The 18,087-nt window shown below is 74.4% G+C and carries 21 protein-coding genes, 1 tRNA gene and 1 pseudogene; 17 read left to right on the top strand and 6 right to left on the bottom strand.

Going from position 1 to position 18,087, the window contains the following annotated elements; genetic code table 11:
• The first annotated feature begins 80 nt into the window (after positions 1-80).
• Positions 81-938 (top strand): carboxypeptidase-like regulatory domain-containing protein, encoded by an 858-nt coding sequence (locus tag AB1673_04510; GenBank protein ID MEW6153240.1) that lies wholly within the window; start codon positions 81-83, stop codon positions 936-938.
• 24 nt (positions 939-962) lie between these two features.
• On the opposite strand, the gene AB1673_04505 is transcribed toward AB1673_04510, so the two are convergent.
• From AB1673_04505 to AB1673_04495, 3 genes and pseudogenes are all read right to left on the bottom strand, one after another.
• The gene (locus tag AB1673_04505) at positions 963-2,321 is read right to left on the bottom strand and encodes a HAMP domain-containing sensor histidine kinase (protein ID MEW6153239.1); all 1,359 of its coding nucleotides are present in this window, start codon (positions 2,319-2,321) and stop codon (positions 963-965) included.
• Positions 2,322-2,328: 7 nt separating this feature from the next.
• Positions 2,329-2,610 (bottom strand): winged helix-turn-helix domain-containing protein, encoded by a 282-nt coding sequence (locus tag AB1673_04500; GenBank protein MEW6153238.1) that lies wholly within the window; start codon positions 2,608-2,610, stop codon positions 2,329-2,331.
• A gap of 107 nt (positions 2,611-2,717) precedes the next feature.
• Positions 2,718-3,014, bottom strand: a pseudogene (locus AB1673_04495) (response regulator).
• A gap of 68 nt (positions 3,015-3,082) precedes the next feature.
• Between AB1673_04495 and trpC the strand changes: the two are divergent.
• The 15 genes from trpC (at position 3,083) to bcp (ending at position 16,139) form a co-directional block, all read left to right on the top strand.
• Positions 3,083-3,838 (top strand): indole-3-glycerol phosphate synthase TrpC, encoded by a 756-nt coding sequence (trpC, locus tag AB1673_04490; GenBank protein ID MEW6153237.1) that lies wholly within the window; start codon positions 3,083-3,085, stop codon positions 3,836-3,838.
• The gene (locus AB1673_04485; GenBank protein MEW6153236.1) at positions 3,839-5,068 is read left to right on the top strand and encodes a TrpB-like pyridoxal phosphate-dependent enzyme; all 1,230 of its coding nucleotides are present in this window, start codon (positions 3,839-3,841) and stop codon (positions 5,066-5,068) included.
• 102 nt (positions 5,069-5,170) lie between these two features.
• Positions 5,171-5,851, top strand: coding sequence for a phosphoribosylanthranilate isomerase (locus tag AB1673_04480; GenBank protein ID MEW6153235.1), 681 nt, complete (start codon positions 5,171-5,173; stop codon positions 5,849-5,851).
• Between the two features lie 8 nt (positions 5,852-5,859).
• A complete protein-coding gene (gene trpB / locus AB1673_04475) occupies positions 5,860-7,029 on the top strand; it encodes a tryptophan synthase subunit beta (GenBank protein ID MEW6153234.1) in 1,170 nt (389 codons plus the stop codon).
• A 195-nt stretch (positions 7,030-7,224) separates the two neighbouring features.
• Positions 7,225-7,668, top strand: a complete 444-nt coding sequence (locus AB1673_04470) for a PadR family transcriptional regulator (protein ID MEW6153233.1) — start codon at positions 7,225-7,227, stop codon at positions 7,666-7,668.
• Between the two features lie 33 nt (positions 7,669-7,701).
• Positions 7,702-8,484, top strand: a complete 783-nt coding sequence (gene trpA, locus AB1673_04465) for a tryptophan synthase subunit alpha (protein MEW6153232.1) — start codon at positions 7,702-7,704, stop codon at positions 8,482-8,484.
• Between the two features lie 91 nt (positions 8,485-8,575).
• Positions 8,576-9,514, top strand: coding sequence for an ACP S-malonyltransferase (locus AB1673_04460; protein MEW6153231.1), 939 nt, complete (start codon positions 8,576-8,578; stop codon positions 9,512-9,514).
• Positions 9,511-9,771, top strand: coding sequence for a hypothetical protein (locus AB1673_04455; protein MEW6153230.1), 261 nt, complete (start codon positions 9,511-9,513; stop codon positions 9,769-9,771). The genes AB1673_04460 and AB1673_04455 overlap by 4 nt, the downstream gene beginning before the upstream one ends.
• On the top strand, positions 9,768-10,895 hold the full coding sequence (locus AB1673_04450; protein ID MEW6153229.1) for a beta-ketoacyl-ACP synthase III: 1,128 nt from the start codon (positions 9,768-9,770) through the stop codon (positions 10,893-10,895). Before AB1673_04455 ends, AB1673_04450 begins: the two co-directional genes overlap by 4 nt.
• Complete coding sequence (gene fabG / locus AB1673_04445; GenBank protein MEW6153228.1) at positions 10,892-11,671, top strand: 3-oxoacyl-ACP reductase FabG; 780 nt, start codon at positions 10,892-10,894, stop codon at positions 11,669-11,671. The genes AB1673_04450 and fabG overlap by 4 nt, the downstream gene beginning before the upstream one ends.
• Positions 11,672-11,761: 90 nt before the next feature.
• Complete coding sequence (locus AB1673_04440) at positions 11,762-12,031, top strand: acyl carrier protein (GenBank protein MEW6153227.1); 270 nt, start codon at positions 11,762-11,764, stop codon at positions 12,029-12,031.
• On the top strand, positions 12,028-13,296 hold the full coding sequence (fabF, locus tag AB1673_04435; GenBank protein MEW6153226.1) for a beta-ketoacyl-ACP synthase II: 1,269 nt from the start codon (positions 12,028-12,030) through the stop codon (positions 13,294-13,296). Before AB1673_04440 ends, fabF begins: the two co-directional genes overlap by 4 nt.
• The gene (locus AB1673_04430; protein ID MEW6153225.1) at positions 13,293-14,678 is read left to right on the top strand and encodes a carboxyl transferase domain-containing protein; all 1,386 of its coding nucleotides are present in this window, start codon (positions 13,293-13,295) and stop codon (positions 14,676-14,678) included. The genes fabF and AB1673_04430 overlap by 4 nt, the downstream gene beginning before the upstream one ends.
• A 13-nt stretch (positions 14,679-14,691) precedes the next feature.
• Positions 14,692-15,522, top strand: a complete 831-nt coding sequence (gene fabI, locus AB1673_04425; protein ID MEW6153224.1) for an enoyl-ACP reductase FabI — start codon at positions 14,692-14,694, stop codon at positions 15,520-15,522.
• Positions 15,523-15,689: 167 nt separating this feature from the next.
• A complete protein-coding gene (gene bcp, locus AB1673_04420) occupies positions 15,690-16,139 on the top strand; it encodes a thioredoxin-dependent thiol peroxidase (protein ID MEW6153223.1) in 450 nt (149 codons plus the stop codon).
• Here the strand turns inward: bcp and AB1673_04415 are convergent.
• Positions 16,123-16,614, bottom strand: coding sequence for a hypothetical protein (locus AB1673_04415; GenBank protein MEW6153222.1), 492 nt, complete (start codon positions 16,612-16,614; stop codon positions 16,123-16,125). The genes bcp and AB1673_04415 overlap by 17 nt on opposite strands.
• Positions 16,611-17,249 carry a coenzyme F420-0:L-glutamate ligase gene (locus AB1673_04410; protein ID MEW6153221.1) on the bottom strand — a complete coding sequence of 213 codons (639 nt, stop codon included), beginning with the start codon at positions 17,247-17,249 and terminating at the stop codon, positions 16,611-16,613. Before AB1673_04410 ends, AB1673_04415 begins: the two co-directional genes overlap by 4 nt.
• Before the next feature lie 55 nt (positions 17,250-17,304).
• Here AB1673_04410 and AB1673_04405 point away from each other — a divergent pair, with 55 nt between their 5' ends.
• The gene (locus AB1673_04405; GenBank protein ID MEW6153220.1) at positions 17,305-17,955 is read left to right on the top strand and encodes a DUF2461 domain-containing protein; all 651 of its coding nucleotides are present in this window, start codon (positions 17,305-17,307) and stop codon (positions 17,953-17,955) included.
• A 34-nt stretch (positions 17,956-17,989) separates the two neighbouring features.
• Here the strand turns inward: AB1673_04405 and AB1673_04400 are convergent.
• Positions 17,990-18,073, bottom strand: a tRNA-Leu gene (locus AB1673_04400).
• Positions 18,074-18,087: the final 14 nt, after the last annotated feature.

The raw sequence follows: 18,087 nt of genomic DNA, 5'->3' as shown, positions 1-18,087 counted from the left end.
CGGTAAAGGTGCTGGCCAGGGGCAGTTCGTCCGCCCCGACGGGCCGCGCCCGACGAGAACCAGGCCGGCCGCCTGCGCTCGTGCGCTCCCCGCCGCGAGCCGCCCGCCGGCCCCGGGCCACGGCCCTCGCCCTCGCCCTCGCCCTCGCCTTGATGACCTCGGCCTGCGACCGGTCGTCTTCGGGCAGCCCGCCCGTCACGACCGCCGTGGCGCCCGTCGAAGGGCCCGGCCTCGAAGGCCCCGGGGGCGAGGAGCCGACCACCACCGAGGTGGCTACCACGACGACGACCACGACCACCACCACCACGATCCCGGGCCGGCCCCGCACCGACCCGACCGTGCCGGCCGAGATCGGCGGGGGGACGGCCCGCATCTCGGGCACCGTCGTGGGCCCGGCCGGGGCGGTGGCCAACGCCACCGTGAGGGTCGAGCGCTTCGTCGGCGACCAGGTGACGGCCCTCAGCGTGACCACGGCCGCAGGCGGCCAGTTCAACGTCCCCTCGGTCCGGGGCGGCAACTACCGCCTCAAGGCGTGGCGGGCGCCTGACCTGATCCTGCTGCAGCCCGAAGCCCTCTTCCTGGGGGCCGAGGAGGCCAAGACGGTCGAGCTGCGGGTGGCCAACGTCTCCGACCTCAACGTGCAGGCGGCTGCCGAACCCGTCCCGTTGCCCCGCGAGGAGCCGTTCACGGTCACCGTGACCCTCTACAGCGGCGTGGTGGCGGCCGACGGCACCCTGAGCGGCACCTCCCGGCCCCAGGTCAACGTCCAACTCGTGCCCAGCGCCGCCTTCGGGGTCGAGGGCTCGGACCGAGCGGTCACCGACGCCGCCGGGCGGGCCAGCTTCCGGGCCCGCTGCACGACGCCCGGGACGCCCCGGGCCGACGTGGTGATCGGCGCCGTCCGCCTGCCTATCGCCTTGCCCAACTGCCCGGGCTGACCAAGTGTCTCGGGGCCCGGAGGTTCAGGCCCAGGGGCGGAGGGTGACTGTGACCTGGGTGCCGCCTGCGGGGGAGGCCGCGGCCGCCACCTCGCCGCCCATGGCCTCGACCAGCTCGTGGACGATGGCCAGGCCCAGGCCCGTGCCCACGGGACGGGTCTCGGGACGGGCCGAGCGCCAGAACGGTTCGAACACGTGGGCCAGGTCGTCGGGGTCGATGCCCGGGCCGTCGTCGGCCACCCACAGGCGCCGGCCGTCGCAGCCGACCTCGATGGCCGAGGAGGCGTACTTGAGGGCGTTCTCGACCAGGTTGGCCACTACCTGGGCCAGGCGGTCGGGGTCGGCACTGGCCCGCTCGGCCGAGGCGGGAGCGTGCACGGCCAGGGCCACGCCCGCAGCCTCGGCCGCGGGCCGGAACCCCTCGGCGGTGTCGGCCACCACCTCGGCCACGTCGGTGGCCCGCAGGTCGAGCCCGAAGCGGCGAGCGTCCAGCCGGGCCAGCTCCAGCAGGTCGCCGACCAGGCGTTCGAGCCGGCGGGCCTCGCTCAGGATCACCTCGGCGGCGTGGGCCGGGTCGGTGGCCCGCCCTTCGGCCAGGGCCTCGGCGTAGCCCCGTACCGACGTGAGGGGCGTCCGTAGGTCGTGGGACACCGACAGCAGGAACTGGCGTTCCAGGCCCCGGGACCTCTCCAGGCTGGCAGCCATGGTGTTGATCGACCGGCCCAGGGCGGCCAGTTCGTCAGCCTCGCCGCGGGTGCTCTCGGCCGGCCCGACGACGGGTACCCGGGCCGTCAGGTCGCCGGCGGCGATGCGCCGGGTGGCAGCCTGGGCCTCTCGCAGGGGGCGGGTCAGGCGCCGGGCCAGGTCGGCCGCCGCGGCGGCCGCGGCGGCCAGGGTCAGGGCCGCCACCCCCACGAACCACAGCCCGCCGGGCAGGCTGGCGTCGACCCGCCGGGTGAGCACCACCACCAGCAGCGCCTCCCCGCTGCCGGGCCGGGCTTCGGTGCGCGCCCCGGCGGTGGCGAAGGCCAGCGTCCCGCGCCGCCCGCTTACCGTCTCCCCGGCCCGCAGGCGGTCGAGGTCGACGTCGTCGCGGGACAGGCCGGCGGGGAGCTCGCCTGTCCCGACCGGCCCGGGCCGGCACGCGGCCCCGAAGCACACGACCCGCAGGTCGTCGAGGCGCAGGGCGACGTTGAGGGCGGCCAGCACCTGGGGCCGCTGGACGTCCTCCAGCCGCTGGGCGATGGCCGTGGCCTGGCGGCGCAGGTCGGCGGCCGTGTCGGCCCGGGCCTGGCGGCGCACGAGCAGGGCGGTGCCCAGCATGGCCACCAGCAGGGAGGCGGCCACGACCCCCACCATGGTGGACGTGATGCGGCGCCTCATGGCCCGCTCACCCGAGCCGGTACCCCACGCCCCAGACGGTGGCCAAGGGCAGGGCCGGGCCCAGCTTCTTGCGGAGCTGGCGGACGTGGACGTCGACCGTGCGCTCGTCGCCGAACCAGCCCGCGCCCCAGACGGCGTCGAGGATCTGCTGGCGGGAGAGGGCGAGCCCGGCGTTCTCGGCCAGGTAGCGCAGCAGGTCGAACTCCCGGGTGGCGAGGGCCACCACCTCGCCCCCGACCCGGGCCTCTCGCCGGCCGGTGTCGACCTCGACCTCACCGGCGGCCAGCACGGCCGCCCGTCCCGGTCCCGGGGCCCGTCCGCCCGGCGCAGGATGGCCCTCACCCGGGCGACCAGTTCCCGGGGGGCGAACGGCTTGGTGACGTAGTCGTCGGCCCCCAGCTCCAGCCCCAGGACGCGGTCGATCTCGCCGTCGCGGGCCGTGAGCATGAGGACGGGTACGTGGTCGCCCTGGCTGCGCAGGCGGCGGCACACGTCGAGCCCGTCGCTCCCACCCGGCAGCCCCACATCGAGCACGACCAGCCGGGGCCGGTGGTCGCGCACGGCCGCCAGCGCCCGCTCGCCGTCGGCCGCCTGCACGACCCGGAACCCCTCCTGGCGCAGGTAAATCTCGACCAGGTCGGCGATGTTGGGGTCGTCCTCGACCACCACGATCGTGCCCGGCTCGGCCGTCATCGGTCGCGAGGATGGCACGCCTCGCTAGCCGCGGGCGGCCACCCTCGTGGCTTACGTAGCCTGGCGGGGTGCTCGCCGAGATCGTGGCCGCCCACCGCCGGGCAGCGGCCGAGGACAGCCGTGACCTCGACGGGCTCCTGGCCCAGGTCGAGGGGGCGCCCGCGGTGCGCGACTTCCGGGCCGCCCTGGCCCGTCCCGGCCTGTCGGTGATCGCCGAGGTCAAGCGCCGGTCCCCGTCCAAAGGTGCCCTGGCGCCCGACCTCGACCCCGCCGAGGTGGCCGAGGCCTACGCCGGGGGCGGGGCCGACGCCCTGTCGGTGCTCACCGACCACGACTACTTCGGCGGTTCGCCGGCCGACCTGGCGGCCGCCCGCCACGCCTCAGGCCTGCCGGTGCTGCGCAAGGACTTCACCGTCGACCCCCGCGACCTGGCCGACGCCCGGGCAATGGGGGCCGACGCCGTGCTGCTGATCGTGGCCGCCCTGTCCGATGCCGAGCTCGTGCTGTTCTCGGCCCTGGCCCGCGAGCTGGGGCTGGCCGCCCTGGTCGAGGTCCACGACGGGGTCGAGCTGGCCCGCGCCCTCGACGCCGGGGCCACGATCGTCGGGGTCAACCAGCGCGACCTGCGCACGTTCGAGATCGACCGTTCCCTGGCCGCCCGCCTGCGGCCGTCGATCCCCCCGGGCGTCGTGGCCGTGGCCGAGTCGGGTATCCGCTCGGCGGCCGACGTGGCCGACGGCTTCGACGCCGTGCTCGTGGGGGAGTCGCTGGTCACCTCTCCCGACCCGTCCACTGCTGTCCGAGAGCTCAAAGGAGGCCGATAGATGACCGAGGTCCCCCAGGCGTGGTTCAACGTCATGCCCCACCTGCCGGCGCCCCTCGACCCGCCCCTGCACCCCGGCACCCGCCAGCCCGTCGGTCCTGACGACCTGGCCCCCCTGTTCCCCATGGCCCTGATCGGCCAGGAGGTCACCGCCGAGCCCTGGGTCGACATCCCCGGTGAGGTGCTCGACGTGCTCCGGCTGTGGCGGCCGACCCCCCTGCGCCGGGCCTACCGGCTGGAGGAGGCCCTGGGTACCCCGGCCCACATCTGGTACAAGGACGAGTCGGTCTCCCCGGCCGGCTCCCACAAGCCCAACACGGCTGTGGCCCAGGCCTTCTACAACAAGGCCGAGGGTGTCGAGCGGCTGGCCACCGAGACGGGGGCGGGCCAGTGGGGGAGTGCCCTGTCGTTCGCCTGCGCCCTGTTCTCGATGGAGTGCAAGGTGTACATGGTCAGGGCGTCGTACGACCAGAAGCCCTACCGGCGGGTGATGATGGAGACCTGGGGCGGCTCGGTGGAGCCCTCGCCCGTCGACCAGCCCGGCCACCCCGGTTCTCTGGGCATGGCCATCAGCGACGCCGTGCGCGACGCCGCCACACGCGACGACACCCACTACGCCCTGGGGTCGGTGCTCAACCACGTGCTGCTGCACCAGACGGTCATCGGTATCGAGGCCAAGGAGCAGTTGGCGGCCGCCGGCGAGGACGCCCCGTCGGTGGTCATCGGCTGCTGCGGGGGCGGGTCCAACCTGGGGGGGATCGCCCTGCCGTTCGTCCCCGACGACGGGGTGCGGCTGGTGGCCGTCGAACCGTCCTCCTGCCCCACCCTCACGGCCGGCCGCTTCGACTACGACTTCGGGGACACCGCGGGCATGACCCCGCTGCTGGCTATGTACACGCTGGGCCACGAGTTCGTCCCCCCGCCCATCCACGCCGGCGGCCTGCGCTACCACGGCGACTCGCCCATCATCTCCAACCTGGTCCGTGAGGGCCGCATGGAGGCCATGGCCTATCCCCAGGCCAAGGTGTTCGAGGCGGCCGTGACCTGGGCCCGCACCCAGGGCACCATCCCCGCTCCCGAGACGGCCCACGCCGTACGGGCGGCCATCGACGAGGCCCTGGCCGCCAAGGAGGAGGGCGAGGCCAAGGTCATCCTGTTCAACTACTCGGGCCACGGCCTGCTCGACCTCGGCGCCTACGACGACTACCTCCACGACCGCCTGGACGCCTGACCCGCTCGCCCCCCCAAGCCAACCGGTGTGCCGCACGCGCCATTTACGGCGCGTGCGGCGCACCGGTTGGTGAGGTCTGGCGCCCGGCTACCGTCGGACGGGATGTTCGTCAAGATCTGCGGCACGACCAGCGAGGAGGACGCCTTGCTGTCGGTGGCCATGGGGGCCGACGCCGTGGGGTTCGTGTTCGCGCCGTCGCCCCGGCAGGTCAAGCCCCAGACGGTGGCCGACATAGTCAAGCGGCTGCCCCGTGAGGTGCTGACCGTGGGCGTGTTCCGCGACGAAGCGCCCGCCCGGGTGGTCGAGATCGTCAACACCATCGGCCTGCGGGCCGCCCAGCTCCACGGGCACGAGACCCCGGCCGACGCCCACTACGTTCGCCAGCGGGTGCCCCTGCTCATCCAGGCCTTCCCGGCCGGCGACCCGGCCGTGGCCCGGGCGGCCGAGTACCGGCCCGACGCCGTGCTGCTCGACGCGGCCACGCCCGGTTCGGGCCAGGTCTTCGACTGGAGCATGGCCGAGGTCCCCGACGGCATCCGCCTGATCCTGGCCGGCGGACTGACGCCCGCCAACGTGGGCCAGGCCATCGCCCAGGTCCATCCCTGGGGGGTGGACGTGGCCACCGGCGTGGAGTCGTCCCCGGGCCGCAAGGACGCAGTGAAGGTGCGGGCCTTCGTGGCCGCGGCCCGGGCCGCCGCCCCCGAACGCGACGGCGACGACGGCGACGGCGACGGCGACGGCGACGAGCTGGCGCCCTACGACTGGGACATGGGAGGAACGTGATGGCGCTGATGGCCGAGCCTGGACCGGGCGGGCGCTTCGGGGAGTTCGGCGGGCGCTACGTGCCCGAGTCGTTGGTGCCGGCGTGCGCCGAGCTGGAGGACGCCTTCCGCTCGGCGTGGGCCGACCCGTCCTTCCGGGCCGAGCTCGACGGCTTGCTGCGGGACTACGCGGGCCGGCCGACGCCCGTCACCGAGTGCCGCCGACTGTCCGAGCGGCTGGGAGTCCGACTGCTGCTCAAGCGCGAGGACCTGGCCCACACCGGGTCCCACAAGATCAACAACGTCCTCGGCCAAGCCCTTCTCACCACCCGCATGGGTAAGCGCCGGGTCATCGCCGAGACGGGCGCCGGCCAGCACGGGGTGGCCACGGCCACGGCCTGCGCCCTCTTCGGCCTGGAGTGCCAGGTGTACATGGGCTCGGTCGACATGGAGCGCCAGGCCCTCAACGTGTTCCGCATGAGGCTGCTGGGGGCCACCGTCACCCCGGTCACGTCCGGGAGCTGCACGCTCAAAGACGCCATCAACGAGACCCTGCGGGACTGGGTGGCGTCGGTCGAGACGACGCACTACTGCCTGGGGTCGGTGATGGGGCCCCACCCGTTCCCGTGGATGGTGCGCGAGCTGCAGAGCGTGATCGGCCACGAGGCCCGCGAGCAGTGCCGGTCGCTCCTGGGGGGCGGGGCCCCCGACGTGGTCGTGGCCTGCGTGGGGGGAGGGTCCAACGCCGCGGGCACGTTCGCCGGCTTCGTGGGCACCGGCGCCCGCCTGGTGGGCGTGGAGACCGAAGGGGGGGCGGCCATCGGCAAGGGGGCACCGGGCGTGGTCCACGGGTCGCGGTCCTACCTGCTCCAGGACGCCGACGGCCAGGTCATGGAGGCCCACTCCATCTCGGCCGGGCTCGACTACCCCGGGGTCGGCCCCGAGCACAGCCACCTGTCGTCGGTGGGCCGGGCTGAGTACGTGGCCGCCGACGACGCCGAGGTGCTGGGGGCGTTCCGGCTGCTGGCCGAGACCGAGGGGATCCTGCCCGCCCTCGAACCGTCCCACGCCCTGGCCTGGGTCGCCCGGGCGGCCCGGACCCCGGCCCTGCCCGAGGGATCGACCGTCCTGCTCACCCTCTCGGGCCGGGGCGACAAGGACGTCGAACAGATCATGGGCCTGCTCGGGCCCGACCTGTAACCCGCCCAACGCAAACCTGCGCGGGAATCGTGGGCGGATCGCCCACGATTCCCGCGCGGGTTTCGCGGGGTTACCGACTTGCGGGCGCTACTCGTGGATGTACTGTAGGCCTTCCACATATAGAGACGACCTGGGGGCAAGGCGGCGGTGGAGGCCCACTCGATGCAGAACAGGCTTGTGCAGAGGCGCCCGTTCATGACGGGATGTCTCATGCTGCTGCTGGGCGAGAACCCGAGCCACGGCTACGAGGTCACCGACAGGCTCAAGCAGTGGGGTTTCGACCTGGCTGGCCCCGGCCCGGTGTACCGGGAGTTGCGCATGCTGGAGGAGGCCGGCCTGGTCACCTCGGCCTGGTCGGCCCCTCAGTCCGGTCCCGTCCCCCGGGTCTACGAGCTGACCGACGAGGGCCGGGCCGCGCTCGACCAGGCGTCCGACGACCTCGAGGGCCTGCGAACCCTCATCGACCAGTTCCAGGCCCGCTACCGCGAACTGGCGGCCGCCGCCCCGCCCCCTCGGCCCGCCCCGTTGGTGAACCAGGCCCCGCCGGCCGACGGCCAGGCCCCGGCCGGCGACGGCCAGGCCCAGGCCCCCGCCCCTGCCGCCCGCCGGGCCCGCCGGGGCCGGCGCTCGGCCACCTGAGAGGGACGCCGCCAGCAGTTACTGTCGGCGTCCATGGCCATCGGGCCCATAGAGGCGGCCCTGAGGGCCAAGCGGGAACGGGGGCGAAAGCTCCTGGTCCCTTACGTGACGGGTGGGCTGGGGGCGGACTGGCTCGATGTCCTCTCGGCCATCGCCGAGGCGGGAGCCGACGCCGTCGAGGTCGGCATCCCGTTCAGCGACCCCGTCATGGACGGGCCGACCGTCCAGGAGGCCTCGGCCCGGGCCCTGGCCGCGGGAGCGACCCCCGGGTCGGTGGTGGCCGGGCTGTCCGGGCTCGACCTCGAGGTCCCCGTGGTGGTCATGACTTACGCCAACGTGGTGCTGCGCCCCGGTGCGGCCCGGTTCGCGGCCGCCCTGGCCGAGGCCGGGGTCGGAGGGGTGATCCTCCCCGACCTGCCGGTGGACGAGCTCGACGAGTGGGCCGGCCCGGCGGCCGGCGCCGGACTGGAGACCGTGCTGCTGGCTGCTCCCACCACGCCCGACGACCGGCTGGCGGTCATCTGCGGGCGGTCCCAGGGCTGGGTCTACGGGGTGGCGGTGATGGGCGTGACCGGCGAGCGGGAGTCCCTGAGCGGCCAGGCGGCGGTCATGGGCAGGCGCCTCAAGGCGTGCACGGACAAGCCGGTGCTGCTGGGCGTGGGCGTGTCGACGCCTGCCCAGGCGGCCGAGGCGGCCGGCTTCGCCGACGGCGTGATCGTGGGATCGGCCCTGGTCAGAAGGGTCCTCGAGGGTGCCGGGCCGTCGGGCGCGGCCGAGTTCGTGGCCAGTCTTCGGGCCAGCCTCGACGCCTCGTGACGCGCCCTGTCGCCCGTTTGTAACCCTCGCGCCCCCCGGGGGGTCACATGCGTCGGGCTCGTACTTTCAGATGGACGAGGGGCAAATCCGCGTGGGAACCGCCGTCATCTTCCCCGGCCAGGGGACGCAGCACGCCCAGATGGGCGCCGTGTGGCGCGCCACCCCGCACTGGACGGTCGTCGAGCGGGCCGAGGCCGCCCTGGGACGGCCCCTGGGCGACCTGCTCCTCGAAGCCCCCGCTGAGGTCCTGGCCCGCACCCTCGAAGCCCAGCTGTCGGTCCTGCTGTGCTCGCTCATGGCCTGGGACATGGTGGCCGGCGAGCTGGCGCTGGGCGACGGCGAGGGCCCGGTGGTGGCCTTCGCCGGTCACTCCCTGGGGCAGTTGACGGCCCTGGTGGCGGCCGGGGCCCTGTCGCTGGAGGACGGGGTCGTGCTGGCTGCCCAGCGGGCGCGGGCCACCCAGGACGCCGTCGACCGCCACCCCGGGCGCATGGCCGCCCTGATCGGGGCCGAGTTGGACCAGGCCGAGGACGCGTGCACCGCCCACCCCCAGGCCTGGGTGGCCAACGACAACGCCCCCGGCCAGGTCGTGATCGGCGGTTCCCCCGACGGCCTGGAGGCGGCCTGCCAGCGGGCCCGGGACCTTGGCGTCCGCCGGGTCGTGCCTCTCAACGTGGGTGGCGCCTTCCACACCCCCTTGTTCGCCGAGGCGGCCGAGGCCCTGCGCCCGGCGCTGGCGGCCGCCCCCTTCCGGGCCGGCTCGGCCCCGGTCGTGTCCAACGTCGATGCCCGCGCCCACACCGACCCGTCCGTGTGGCCGGCCCAACTGGCCGACCACCTCGTCTCGCCCGTGCGCTGGCGGGAGTGCCTACTCACCCTTTCCCGCCTGGGAGCCACCTCGCTCGTCGAGGTCGGTCCCGGCAACGTGCTGGCCGGCTTGGCCCGCCGCACGCTGACCGGCGTGCCCGTCCGTAACGTGGCCGTGCCCGCCGATGCCGAAACCGTTCGAACCCCCCTGGAGGTCTGTTGACGATCGAGACTGGCGAACGGCTGGCGGTACCCGAGCGGGTGATCGTGGCGCCTGCCGCGGGCCGTTTCCGTCCCAACGGCGGGGCGGCACCCGAGGGCGACACCCTCGACGCCGAGCAGGTGATCGGGTTCGTCGACGGCGCCGGCCAGTCGACCCCGGTGCGCAGCCCCTTCAACGGGTTCCTCATGGGCCTGATGGCCCATGCCGGCGAGCGGGTCCGCGAGGGCCAGCCCGTCGCCTGGCTCCGCAGCGTGTGAACGGCCCCCAGCGGTTCACACCACCGCCGGGGCGACACGCGGCCGTCACGGGCTGGGGCATCGCCGTCCCCGAGGGCCGGCTCACGAACCAGGACTGGGTCGACCGGGTCGAGACCAGCGACGAGTGGATCGTCGAGCGAACCGGGATCCGTGAGCGCCGGGTGGCCGGGCCGGGCGAGACCACGGCCAGCCTGGCCATCGACGCCGGGGCCGCGGCCATCAAGCGGGCCAACCTCACCCCGGCCGACATAGGGGCCTGCATCGTGGCCACCGTCACCCCCGACCAGCCCATCCCGTTCACGGCCGCCTACGTGCAGGACGGGCTCGACCTGCGCTGCGGCGCCTTCGACGTCGACGCCGCCTGCTCGGGCTTCGTGTACGGCCTGGTGCTGGCGTCCTCGCTGGTGGGGACGGCCGGCCTCGACGCCGTGCTCATGATCGGTTCGGAGACCCTGCTGCGCATCACCGACTGGACCGACCGCTCGACGGCCGTGTTGTTCGGTGACGGGGCCGGGGCGGTGGTGGTCACCCCGTCGGAGGAACCAGGCCTGCTGGCCTGGGACCTGGGCTGTGACGGGGCGGCCGCCCACCTGCTGACCCTGCCCGCAGGCGGGAGCCGTATGCCGGCCACCGTCGAGACCGTCGAGTCCGGCCAGCACTACCTGCGCATGGAGGGCCAGGAGGTCTTCCGGCGGGCCGTCCGGGCCATCGTCGACTCGGCCGAGGGCACCCTGGCCCAGGCCGGCGCCCGCGCCTCGGACGTGGCCCTGTTCGTCCCCCACCAGGCCAACGCCCGCATCATCGACGCGGCCGCCGCCCGGCTGGGCATCGCCCCCGAACGGGCCTTCGTCAACATCGACCGCTACGGCAACACGTCGGCCGCGTCGGTGCCCCTGGCCTTGGCCGAGGCGGCCGACGCCGGCCTCATCCAGCCCGGTGACCTCGTGCTGCTGTCGGGGTTCGGGGCGGGCATGTCGTGGGCCAGCGCCGTGCTGCGGTGGACGGGGGAAGCTCCAGGTCCTCTCGACCCCGTTCCCGAGGCCGCCCGGGCCGGTCTCGGTGGCCTGGGAGGCCTGGCCGGCCTGGGGGGCGCGGCCCGCACCCGCCTGCGGGGCGCGGTTTGACGCCTGACGCAGCCGCGGCCGCGGCCGCAGCCGCCGGCCGGATCGCCGTCGTCACCGGCGCGTCTCGGGGCATCGGGCGGGCCTGCGCGGTGGCCTTGGCCGCCGGTGGCCACCGGGTGGCCGTCCTCTACGGCCACGACCACGACGGTGCGGCCGCCACGGTGGCCCGGTGCGAGGCCGAGGGCGGGGAGGCGTGGGCCGTCAGGGCCGACGTTCGCGAGCGGGCCTCGGTCGACGCCGCCTTCGACGAGGTCGAGGGTCGCTGGGCGGACCGGGCCACGGTGGTCGTGTCCAACGCCGGGGTCAACCGCGACGGCCTGCTGCTGCGCATGGACGACAGCCAGTGGGACGAGGTCATAACCACCAGCCTGACCGGGGCCTTCAACACCGTCCGGCGGGCCTCGGCGGGCATGGTGCGCGCCCGCTGGGGCCGGATCGTGACCATGAGCTCGGTGGTGGCCATGTCGGGGTCGGCCGGCCAGGTCAACTACGGGGCGGCCAAGGCCGGCCTGATCGGCCTCACCCGGTCGGTGGCCCGGGAGCTGGCCTCGCGCAACGTGACGGCCAACGTGGTGGCCCCCGGGCCCATCTCGACGGCCATGACCGACGCCCTGCCCGAAGCCCGCCGCCAGGAGATGGCCCGCCAGACCCCCCTGGCCCGGTTCGGAACGCCCGAGGAGGTGGCCGCCGTGGTCGCCTTCTTGTGCTCGGACGCGGCCGCTTACGTCACCGGTGCCGTCATCCCCGTCGACGGCGGCCTGGGCATGGGCCACTGACCCGGGGGTGAAATAACCGGGGGAAAGCGTCACTAGAGTTGGCCGACCCGAGTCGAAGGGTCGTCGGGAGACAGAAGTCGGAGGAGATCGATGGAGCGCGAGGAAGTACTTGCAGGTCTGGCGGACGTCGCGGTGGAGCTGCTGGGCGTCAGCCGTGACCAGGTGAGCGAGGGCGCGCGCTTCGACGAGGACCTCGATGTGGACAGCCTGGGCCTCGTCGAGTTCGTGATGGCGGTCGAGGACCGGTTCGAGGTGAAGGTCCCCGAGGAGAGGCTGGAGGGCATCACCACCATCGGCCAGGCTGCCGACCTCGTGCTGGAGATGGCGGGCACGCCGGCCGAGAAGGGCGCCGCCGGGTGACCGAGCCCGCCCCCGGAGGGCGCCGGCGGGTGGCGGTGACGGGCATGGGGGTCAAGACCCCGGCCGGCACCGACCTGGAGACCTACTGGGCGTCGCTGCTGGCCGGGCGGTCCAACGCCGGGCCCATCCGCCGCTTCGATGCCACCATCCTGCCCGAGCCCTTCCGGTTCGCCTGCGAGGTCCCCGAGTTCGACCTCTCGCCTTACCTCGACTTCAAAGAGGCCCGCCACGCCGACCGCTGCACCCAGCTGGGCCTGGCCGCGGCCATGGACGCCTTCGCCGACGCCGGCGGCGAGGCCATCTCCCGCACCACCGACCCGGCCCGCTGCGGCGTGTTCGTGGGCAGTGGGGTGGGCGGGCTCATGACCCTGGAGGAGCAGGACCGCAACCTGTTCGAGCGGGGGTCGGGCCGGGTCAGCCCCTACCTGGTGCCCATGATGATGGCCAACGCCACCGCTGGCACGGTCGGGCTCAAGATGGGGTGGACGGGGCCCAACCTGTGCGTCACCACGGCCTGCGCGGCCGGGTCCCACGGGATCGGCGAGGGTGCCCTGCTCATCCGCCACGGGGCGGCCGACGTGGTCCTGGCCGGCGGCACCGAGGCGTGCATCACGCCGCTGGCCATGTCGGCCTTCGGGCGCATGGGCGCCCTGTCCAGCCGGGTGGACGACCCCCGGCACGCGTCCCGCCCGTTCGACCCCGACCGTGACGGCTTCGTGATGGGGGAGGGCGCCGGGTTCCTGCTGCTCGAGGAGTGGGACCACGCCGTGGCCCGGGGCGCCCGGATCTGGGGTGAGGTGCTGGGCTACGCCCGCACCAGCGACGCCTACCACATCACCGCCCCCGCTCCCGGGGGCGCAGGGGCGGCGGCCTGCATGCTCGGGGCCTTGGCCGATGCCGGCCTGGAGCCGCCGGCCGTGGCCCACGTCAACGCCCACGGCACCTCGACCCCGCTCAACGACGCCTCCGAGGCGTCGGCCGTCACCAAGGTCTTCGGCGAGCGGGCCGTGCCCGTCACCTCGGGCAAGGGCGTCACCGGCCACCTGGTGGCCGGGGCCGGGGCCATCGAGGCGGTGGCCGCCTTCCTGGCCCTGCGCGACGGCGTGGTGCCCCACACCGCCAACCACGAGCGCGAAGACCCCGATCTGGCCATCGACGTCGTCTCGGGCTCGCCCCGGGAGGTGGCTCCCGGGCCGGTGGTGTCGAACTCGTTCGGGTTCGGCGGCCACAACGCCTCGTTGGTCCTGGGCCCGCCCCCGACGTGATCGGCGCGGCCCCGGCCGTCCCGGTCACCGCCTGCCGGGGAGGGGCGGCCCAGGCGTCGCTGACCGAGCTCGACGGCCGGCCGGTGGCCTGGTTCCGCCTGGCCGGCGGCAAGCACCGGGGGGCCATCGGGCCGTCCGAGGGCGAGGTCATCGAGCGCCTGGTGGAGCTGGCCCTGGAGACGGGCGTGCCCGTGGTGGGCGAGCTCGACACGTCGGGGGCGGACGTGAGCGAGGGACTGGCGTCGTTGCACGCCTGGGGACGGACGGCTTCCGCCCTGGCCCGGGCCTCGGGGGCCGTCCCGGTCGTCCTGGTGGTCACCGGGCCGTGCGTGGGCGGGCCCGCCCTGCTGCTGGGGCTGGCCGACCACGTGGTCATGACCACCGAGTCGTTCGCCTACCTCAACGGCCCCCAGACCGTGGCCGACTTCACCGGGATGGTGACCGACCACGAGGCCCTGGGCGGGGCCGACGTCCACCTCCGGCGCAGCGGCCTGGCCTCGATGGTCGTGGCCGACGAGGACGACGCCCGCTGGGCGGTGGCCGACCTGCTCTCCTACCTGCCCTCCAACTTCCTCGAGGACCCGCCCATGGGCCCCACCGACGACGTGGTCGACCGCCCCTGCCGGGCCGCGGCCGACGCCGTGCCGGCCAGCGCGTCGGCCTCCTACGACGTCCGTGAGGTGCTGGGCGACGTGCTCGACGCGGGCTCGTTCCTCGAGGTGCGCGAGGACTACGCGGCCAACGTGGTCATCGCCTACGGGCGCCTCGACGGCCGGGCCGTAGGCGTGGTCGCCAACCAGCCCTGCCACCTGGCCGGCACCCTCGACATCGACGCCTCCCGCAAGGCCGCCCGGTTCGTCCAGTCGTGCGACGCCTTCGGGCTACCGCTGATCACGTTCGTGGACTGCCCGGGTTACCAGCCCGGCAAGGACCACGAGTGGCGGGGGATGATCCGCCACGGCGCCCAGTTGGTCCACGCCTACGCCGAGGCCAACGTCCCCCGGCTGTGCGTGGTCATGCGCAAGGCCTACGGCGGCGCCTACATCGTGCTGGACTCCAAGGGCCTGGGCAACGACATCTGCCTGGCCTGGCCCACGGCCGAGATCGCCGTCATGGGGGCGGCCGGCGCCGTCCAGATCCTGCACGGCAAGCGGTTGGCGGCCGTCGAGGCCCCCGACGAGCGCGCCCGCCTCCAGGCCGAGCTGGCCGCCGAGTACGCGGCCCGGCTGTGCACCCCGGCGGTGGCCGCCGAGCGGGGTTACGTGGACGACGTCATCGACCCTCTCGACACCCGGCGGGCGCTGGCCGCCGCCCTGGCCACCCTGGCGACTAAGCGGGCGGCCCACCACCGCGCCGCCCGCCACTCGAACACACCCCTATGAGGAGCCACCGCCCGTGACCGCCCTGCTCGACGGAAAGCGCATCCTGGTCACCGGGGTGCTGGCGGAGTCCTCCATCGCCTTCTCGATCGCCCGTGAGGCCCAGGAGCACGGCGCCGACATCGTGCTGACCTCGTTCGGGAGGGCCATGTCGATAACCAAGCGGGCCGCCGGGCGCCTGCCCCGCCCGGCCGACGTGCTCGAGCTCGACCTGACCGAGCCATCGCACCTGGCCGCCCTGGCCGACGACCTGACCGGCCGCTGGGGGTCGCTCGACGGCGCCGTCCACGCCGTGGCCTTCGCCCCCGAGACGTGCCTGGGCGGCGACATCCTGCGGGCCGGGTGGGACGACGTGGCCCGCACCCTGCACGTGTCCGCCTACTCGCTCAAGGCCCTGGCCGAGGCCGTCCTGCCCCTCATGCAGCGAGCGGGCCGCGGGTCGATCGTGGGGCTCGACTTCGACGCCACCCAGGCGTGGCCCGGCTACGACTGGATGGGCGTGGCCAAGGCCGCCCTGGAGTCGACCTCTCGGTACCTGGCCCGCGACCTCGGCCCCCGGGGCGTACGGGTGAACCTGGTGTCGGCCGGCCCCCTGCGCACGGTGGCCGCCCGCAGCATCCCCGGGTTCTCCCTCTTCGAGGACACGTGGGAGGCCCGAGCCCCCCTGGGCTGGGACACCCGCGACGCCGCCCCGGTGGCCAAGGCGTGCGTGGCCCTGCTGTCGGACCTCTTCCCGGCCACCACCGGCGAGGTCGTCCACGTCGACGGTGGCTTCCACTCCCAGGCCGCCGCCCCCGCCGCCCCCGCCGCCCCGGCCACGGCCGATCCGGTCCCGGCTCCCGACTGACGGGCGAGGCGCCCCGACCGCGGGCGCCTGCCACCCCCGCGGCAGCGGGCCGAACGAGCAGCAGCCGTACCCGAGATCACGCAGACCTCCGGTCCAAGGGCCTCTGCGAACCGGCCCGGGCGCTGTCCCCGGTGCGCCATCCCCCGGCGGGCGCCTACGGTGACCGGATGGCTCTCGGACCCGGTGACAAGGCCCCCGACTTCACTTTGCTCGACCAGAAGGGCGAGCCCTTCACGCTGTCGGAGGCCAAGGTGCGCACGCTGATCTTCTTCTACCCGAAGGCGAGCACGCCCGGGTGCACGGCCCAGGCGTGCGGCCTGCGGGACGTGGCCGGGGACATCGCAGGCACGGCCGTCGTCGGCATCAGCCCCGACAAGCCGGCGGCCCAGGCCAAGTTCGACGCCAAGTACGGGCTCGGGTACCCGCTGCTGTCCGACCCCGACCACGCGGTGGCCGAGGCCTACGGCGTGTGGGGCGAGAAGAGCCTCTACGGGCGCAAGTACATGGGCATCATCCGGTCGGCCTTCCTGGTCGACGAGGCCGGCAACGTGGAGCACGCCTGGTACAAGGTGTCGCCCAAGGACACGTCGGCCAACCTGCTCAAGGCCCTGCGGTAGCGGCCGCCGGGGCCGGCAGCGGTACGGCCAGGCGGGCCACCCGTTGGACCTTGAGGCGGCGGCCGATCTCGTGGACGTCGAGCTCGACGACCAGCGGGCCCTCGGGGGGACCGTCGAGCTCGATGTCGACCTCGGCCACGCATGCCTCCCCGGGGGTGAGGCACAGCGACCGCCACCAGCCCCGCTCGGGGGTGGCGCTGTCCTTGCGGGTCACGAGCACCCGGCCCGGGCCACCGCCCACCAGGCGCCCCTCGACGCGGTGGACGACCCCGCCCGCCTTGCCCTGGTTGCGGATGGTCGCTTCGCCGTGGACGGACAGGCCCGGGCCGGTGGTCGACGGCGGCTGGCTGATCCCGGTGAGCTCAGAGGGTTCGACGGCCATGAGGCTGTCGCCTTGGGCCCTGACCAAAGCGGCCCAGCCCCCGGCCACCAGGGCGGCAGCCGCGGGCAGGCCCATGACCAGCAGGCGCTTCACCGCCGGCCCAGCCGCACGAGCACGAGCGGGGTCTGCTGGTCGTCGTTACCCGCGGGGTTGGGGCGCAGGGCCTCGGCCAGGGCGGCCCGGTCCAAGAACGCCGACGCCCCCAAGATCTCGACGTAACCCAGGTCGTTGGCGTCGACCACCGCGGCCCCGCAGCCCAGCTCGCCCGCCACCCGCCGGGCCACCCCCGCAGGGTCGTCGGGGCCGAGGATGATGTGCTGGGTGTAGGGGGGCATGGTGCCCGGGACGTCGTCCATCCACGCCACCTGGCGACCGGCCAGCCGGTAGAAGTCGCCCCGCCGCCCGATCAGGCGCCCGGGGGCGGCCACCACGAAGGCGAGCACGAACCGCCACTGCCCGACCTCGTTCATGGCCGTCTGGGCCGCGTAGGGGGTCGAGAGGCTGCTGTCGAAATCGAAGAAGCGGCACAGCACGCGTGCCGCCACCCCGGGCTTCACCTTGTCGATGTCGACGATGCGGCCCTGGGTGATGGCCAGGGGGCTCTCGGAGATGGCGAGGACGTCGGTGGCCTCGGGCTTGACCCCCGCGGTGTCGAGCGCCCGGCGGGCCACATCGACGATGTCGTCGCCCGGCACCAGGAGGTCGGTCTTGAGGGGGATGGTCTCCACTTCTCCCGAAGGTACCGCCTGGGCCCGGCGACCTCCATCCCGGTACCCTGCCGCGGTGACGTTCAGGGGGTGGCCGGCCGAGGCCCTGGAGTTCTTCGAGGGCCTCGAAGCCGACAACTCCCGGGCGTGGTGGGTGGCCCATCGCGACGTCTACGACCGGGCCGTCCGCGGCCCTATGGACGAGCTGCTGGCCGAGCTGGCGGCCGACTACGGGCCGGGCAAGGTGTTCCGGCCCAACCGCGACATGCGCTTCAGCGCCGACAAGTCGCCCTACAAGACCAACATCGGGGCCATGGTGGGCGAGGTGGCCTACGTCCAGGTCGACGTCCACGGGCTGGGCGCGGGCCGGGGCATGTACGTGATGGCCGCCGACCAGCTCGACCGCTACCGCCGGGCCGTGGACGACGGCACGACCGGCCCGGCCCTCGAAGCGGTGGTCGGAGAGCTGGCCCGGGCCGGGATCGAGGTGACCGGCCACGGTTCGCTCAAGACCGCCCCCCGGGGTTACCCCAAGGACCACCCCCGGGTCGCCCTGTTGCGCCACAAGGGCCTCATCGCCTGGAAGCAGTGGCCCCCGGCGGCCTGGTTGGGCACCAAGGCGGCCAAGGCCCGCATCGTGGGTTTCATCGAGGCCGCCGCCCCCCTCGACCGGTGGCTGGCCGAGCACGTCGGGCCCTCGACGCTCCCCCCCGACGAACGTCGCTGACCCGGCGCCTGACCTGGCCGGCCGCAGGTCGCCGTGCCCGGAGCGGGACTCGAACCCGCACGCCCTTTCGAGCAATGGATTTTGAGTCCATCGTGGCTGCCGATTACACCATCCGGGCGGTGCCGCCCAAGG

The sequence above is a fragment of the Actinomycetota bacterium genome (assembly GCA_040754375.1).
Lineage (GTDB): Bacteria > Actinomycetota > Acidimicrobiia > Acidimicrobiales > AC-14 > JBFMCT01.
Note: the sequence above shows the minus strand (reverse complement) of the source record. Positions and strands in the feature narration are given on the sequence as shown.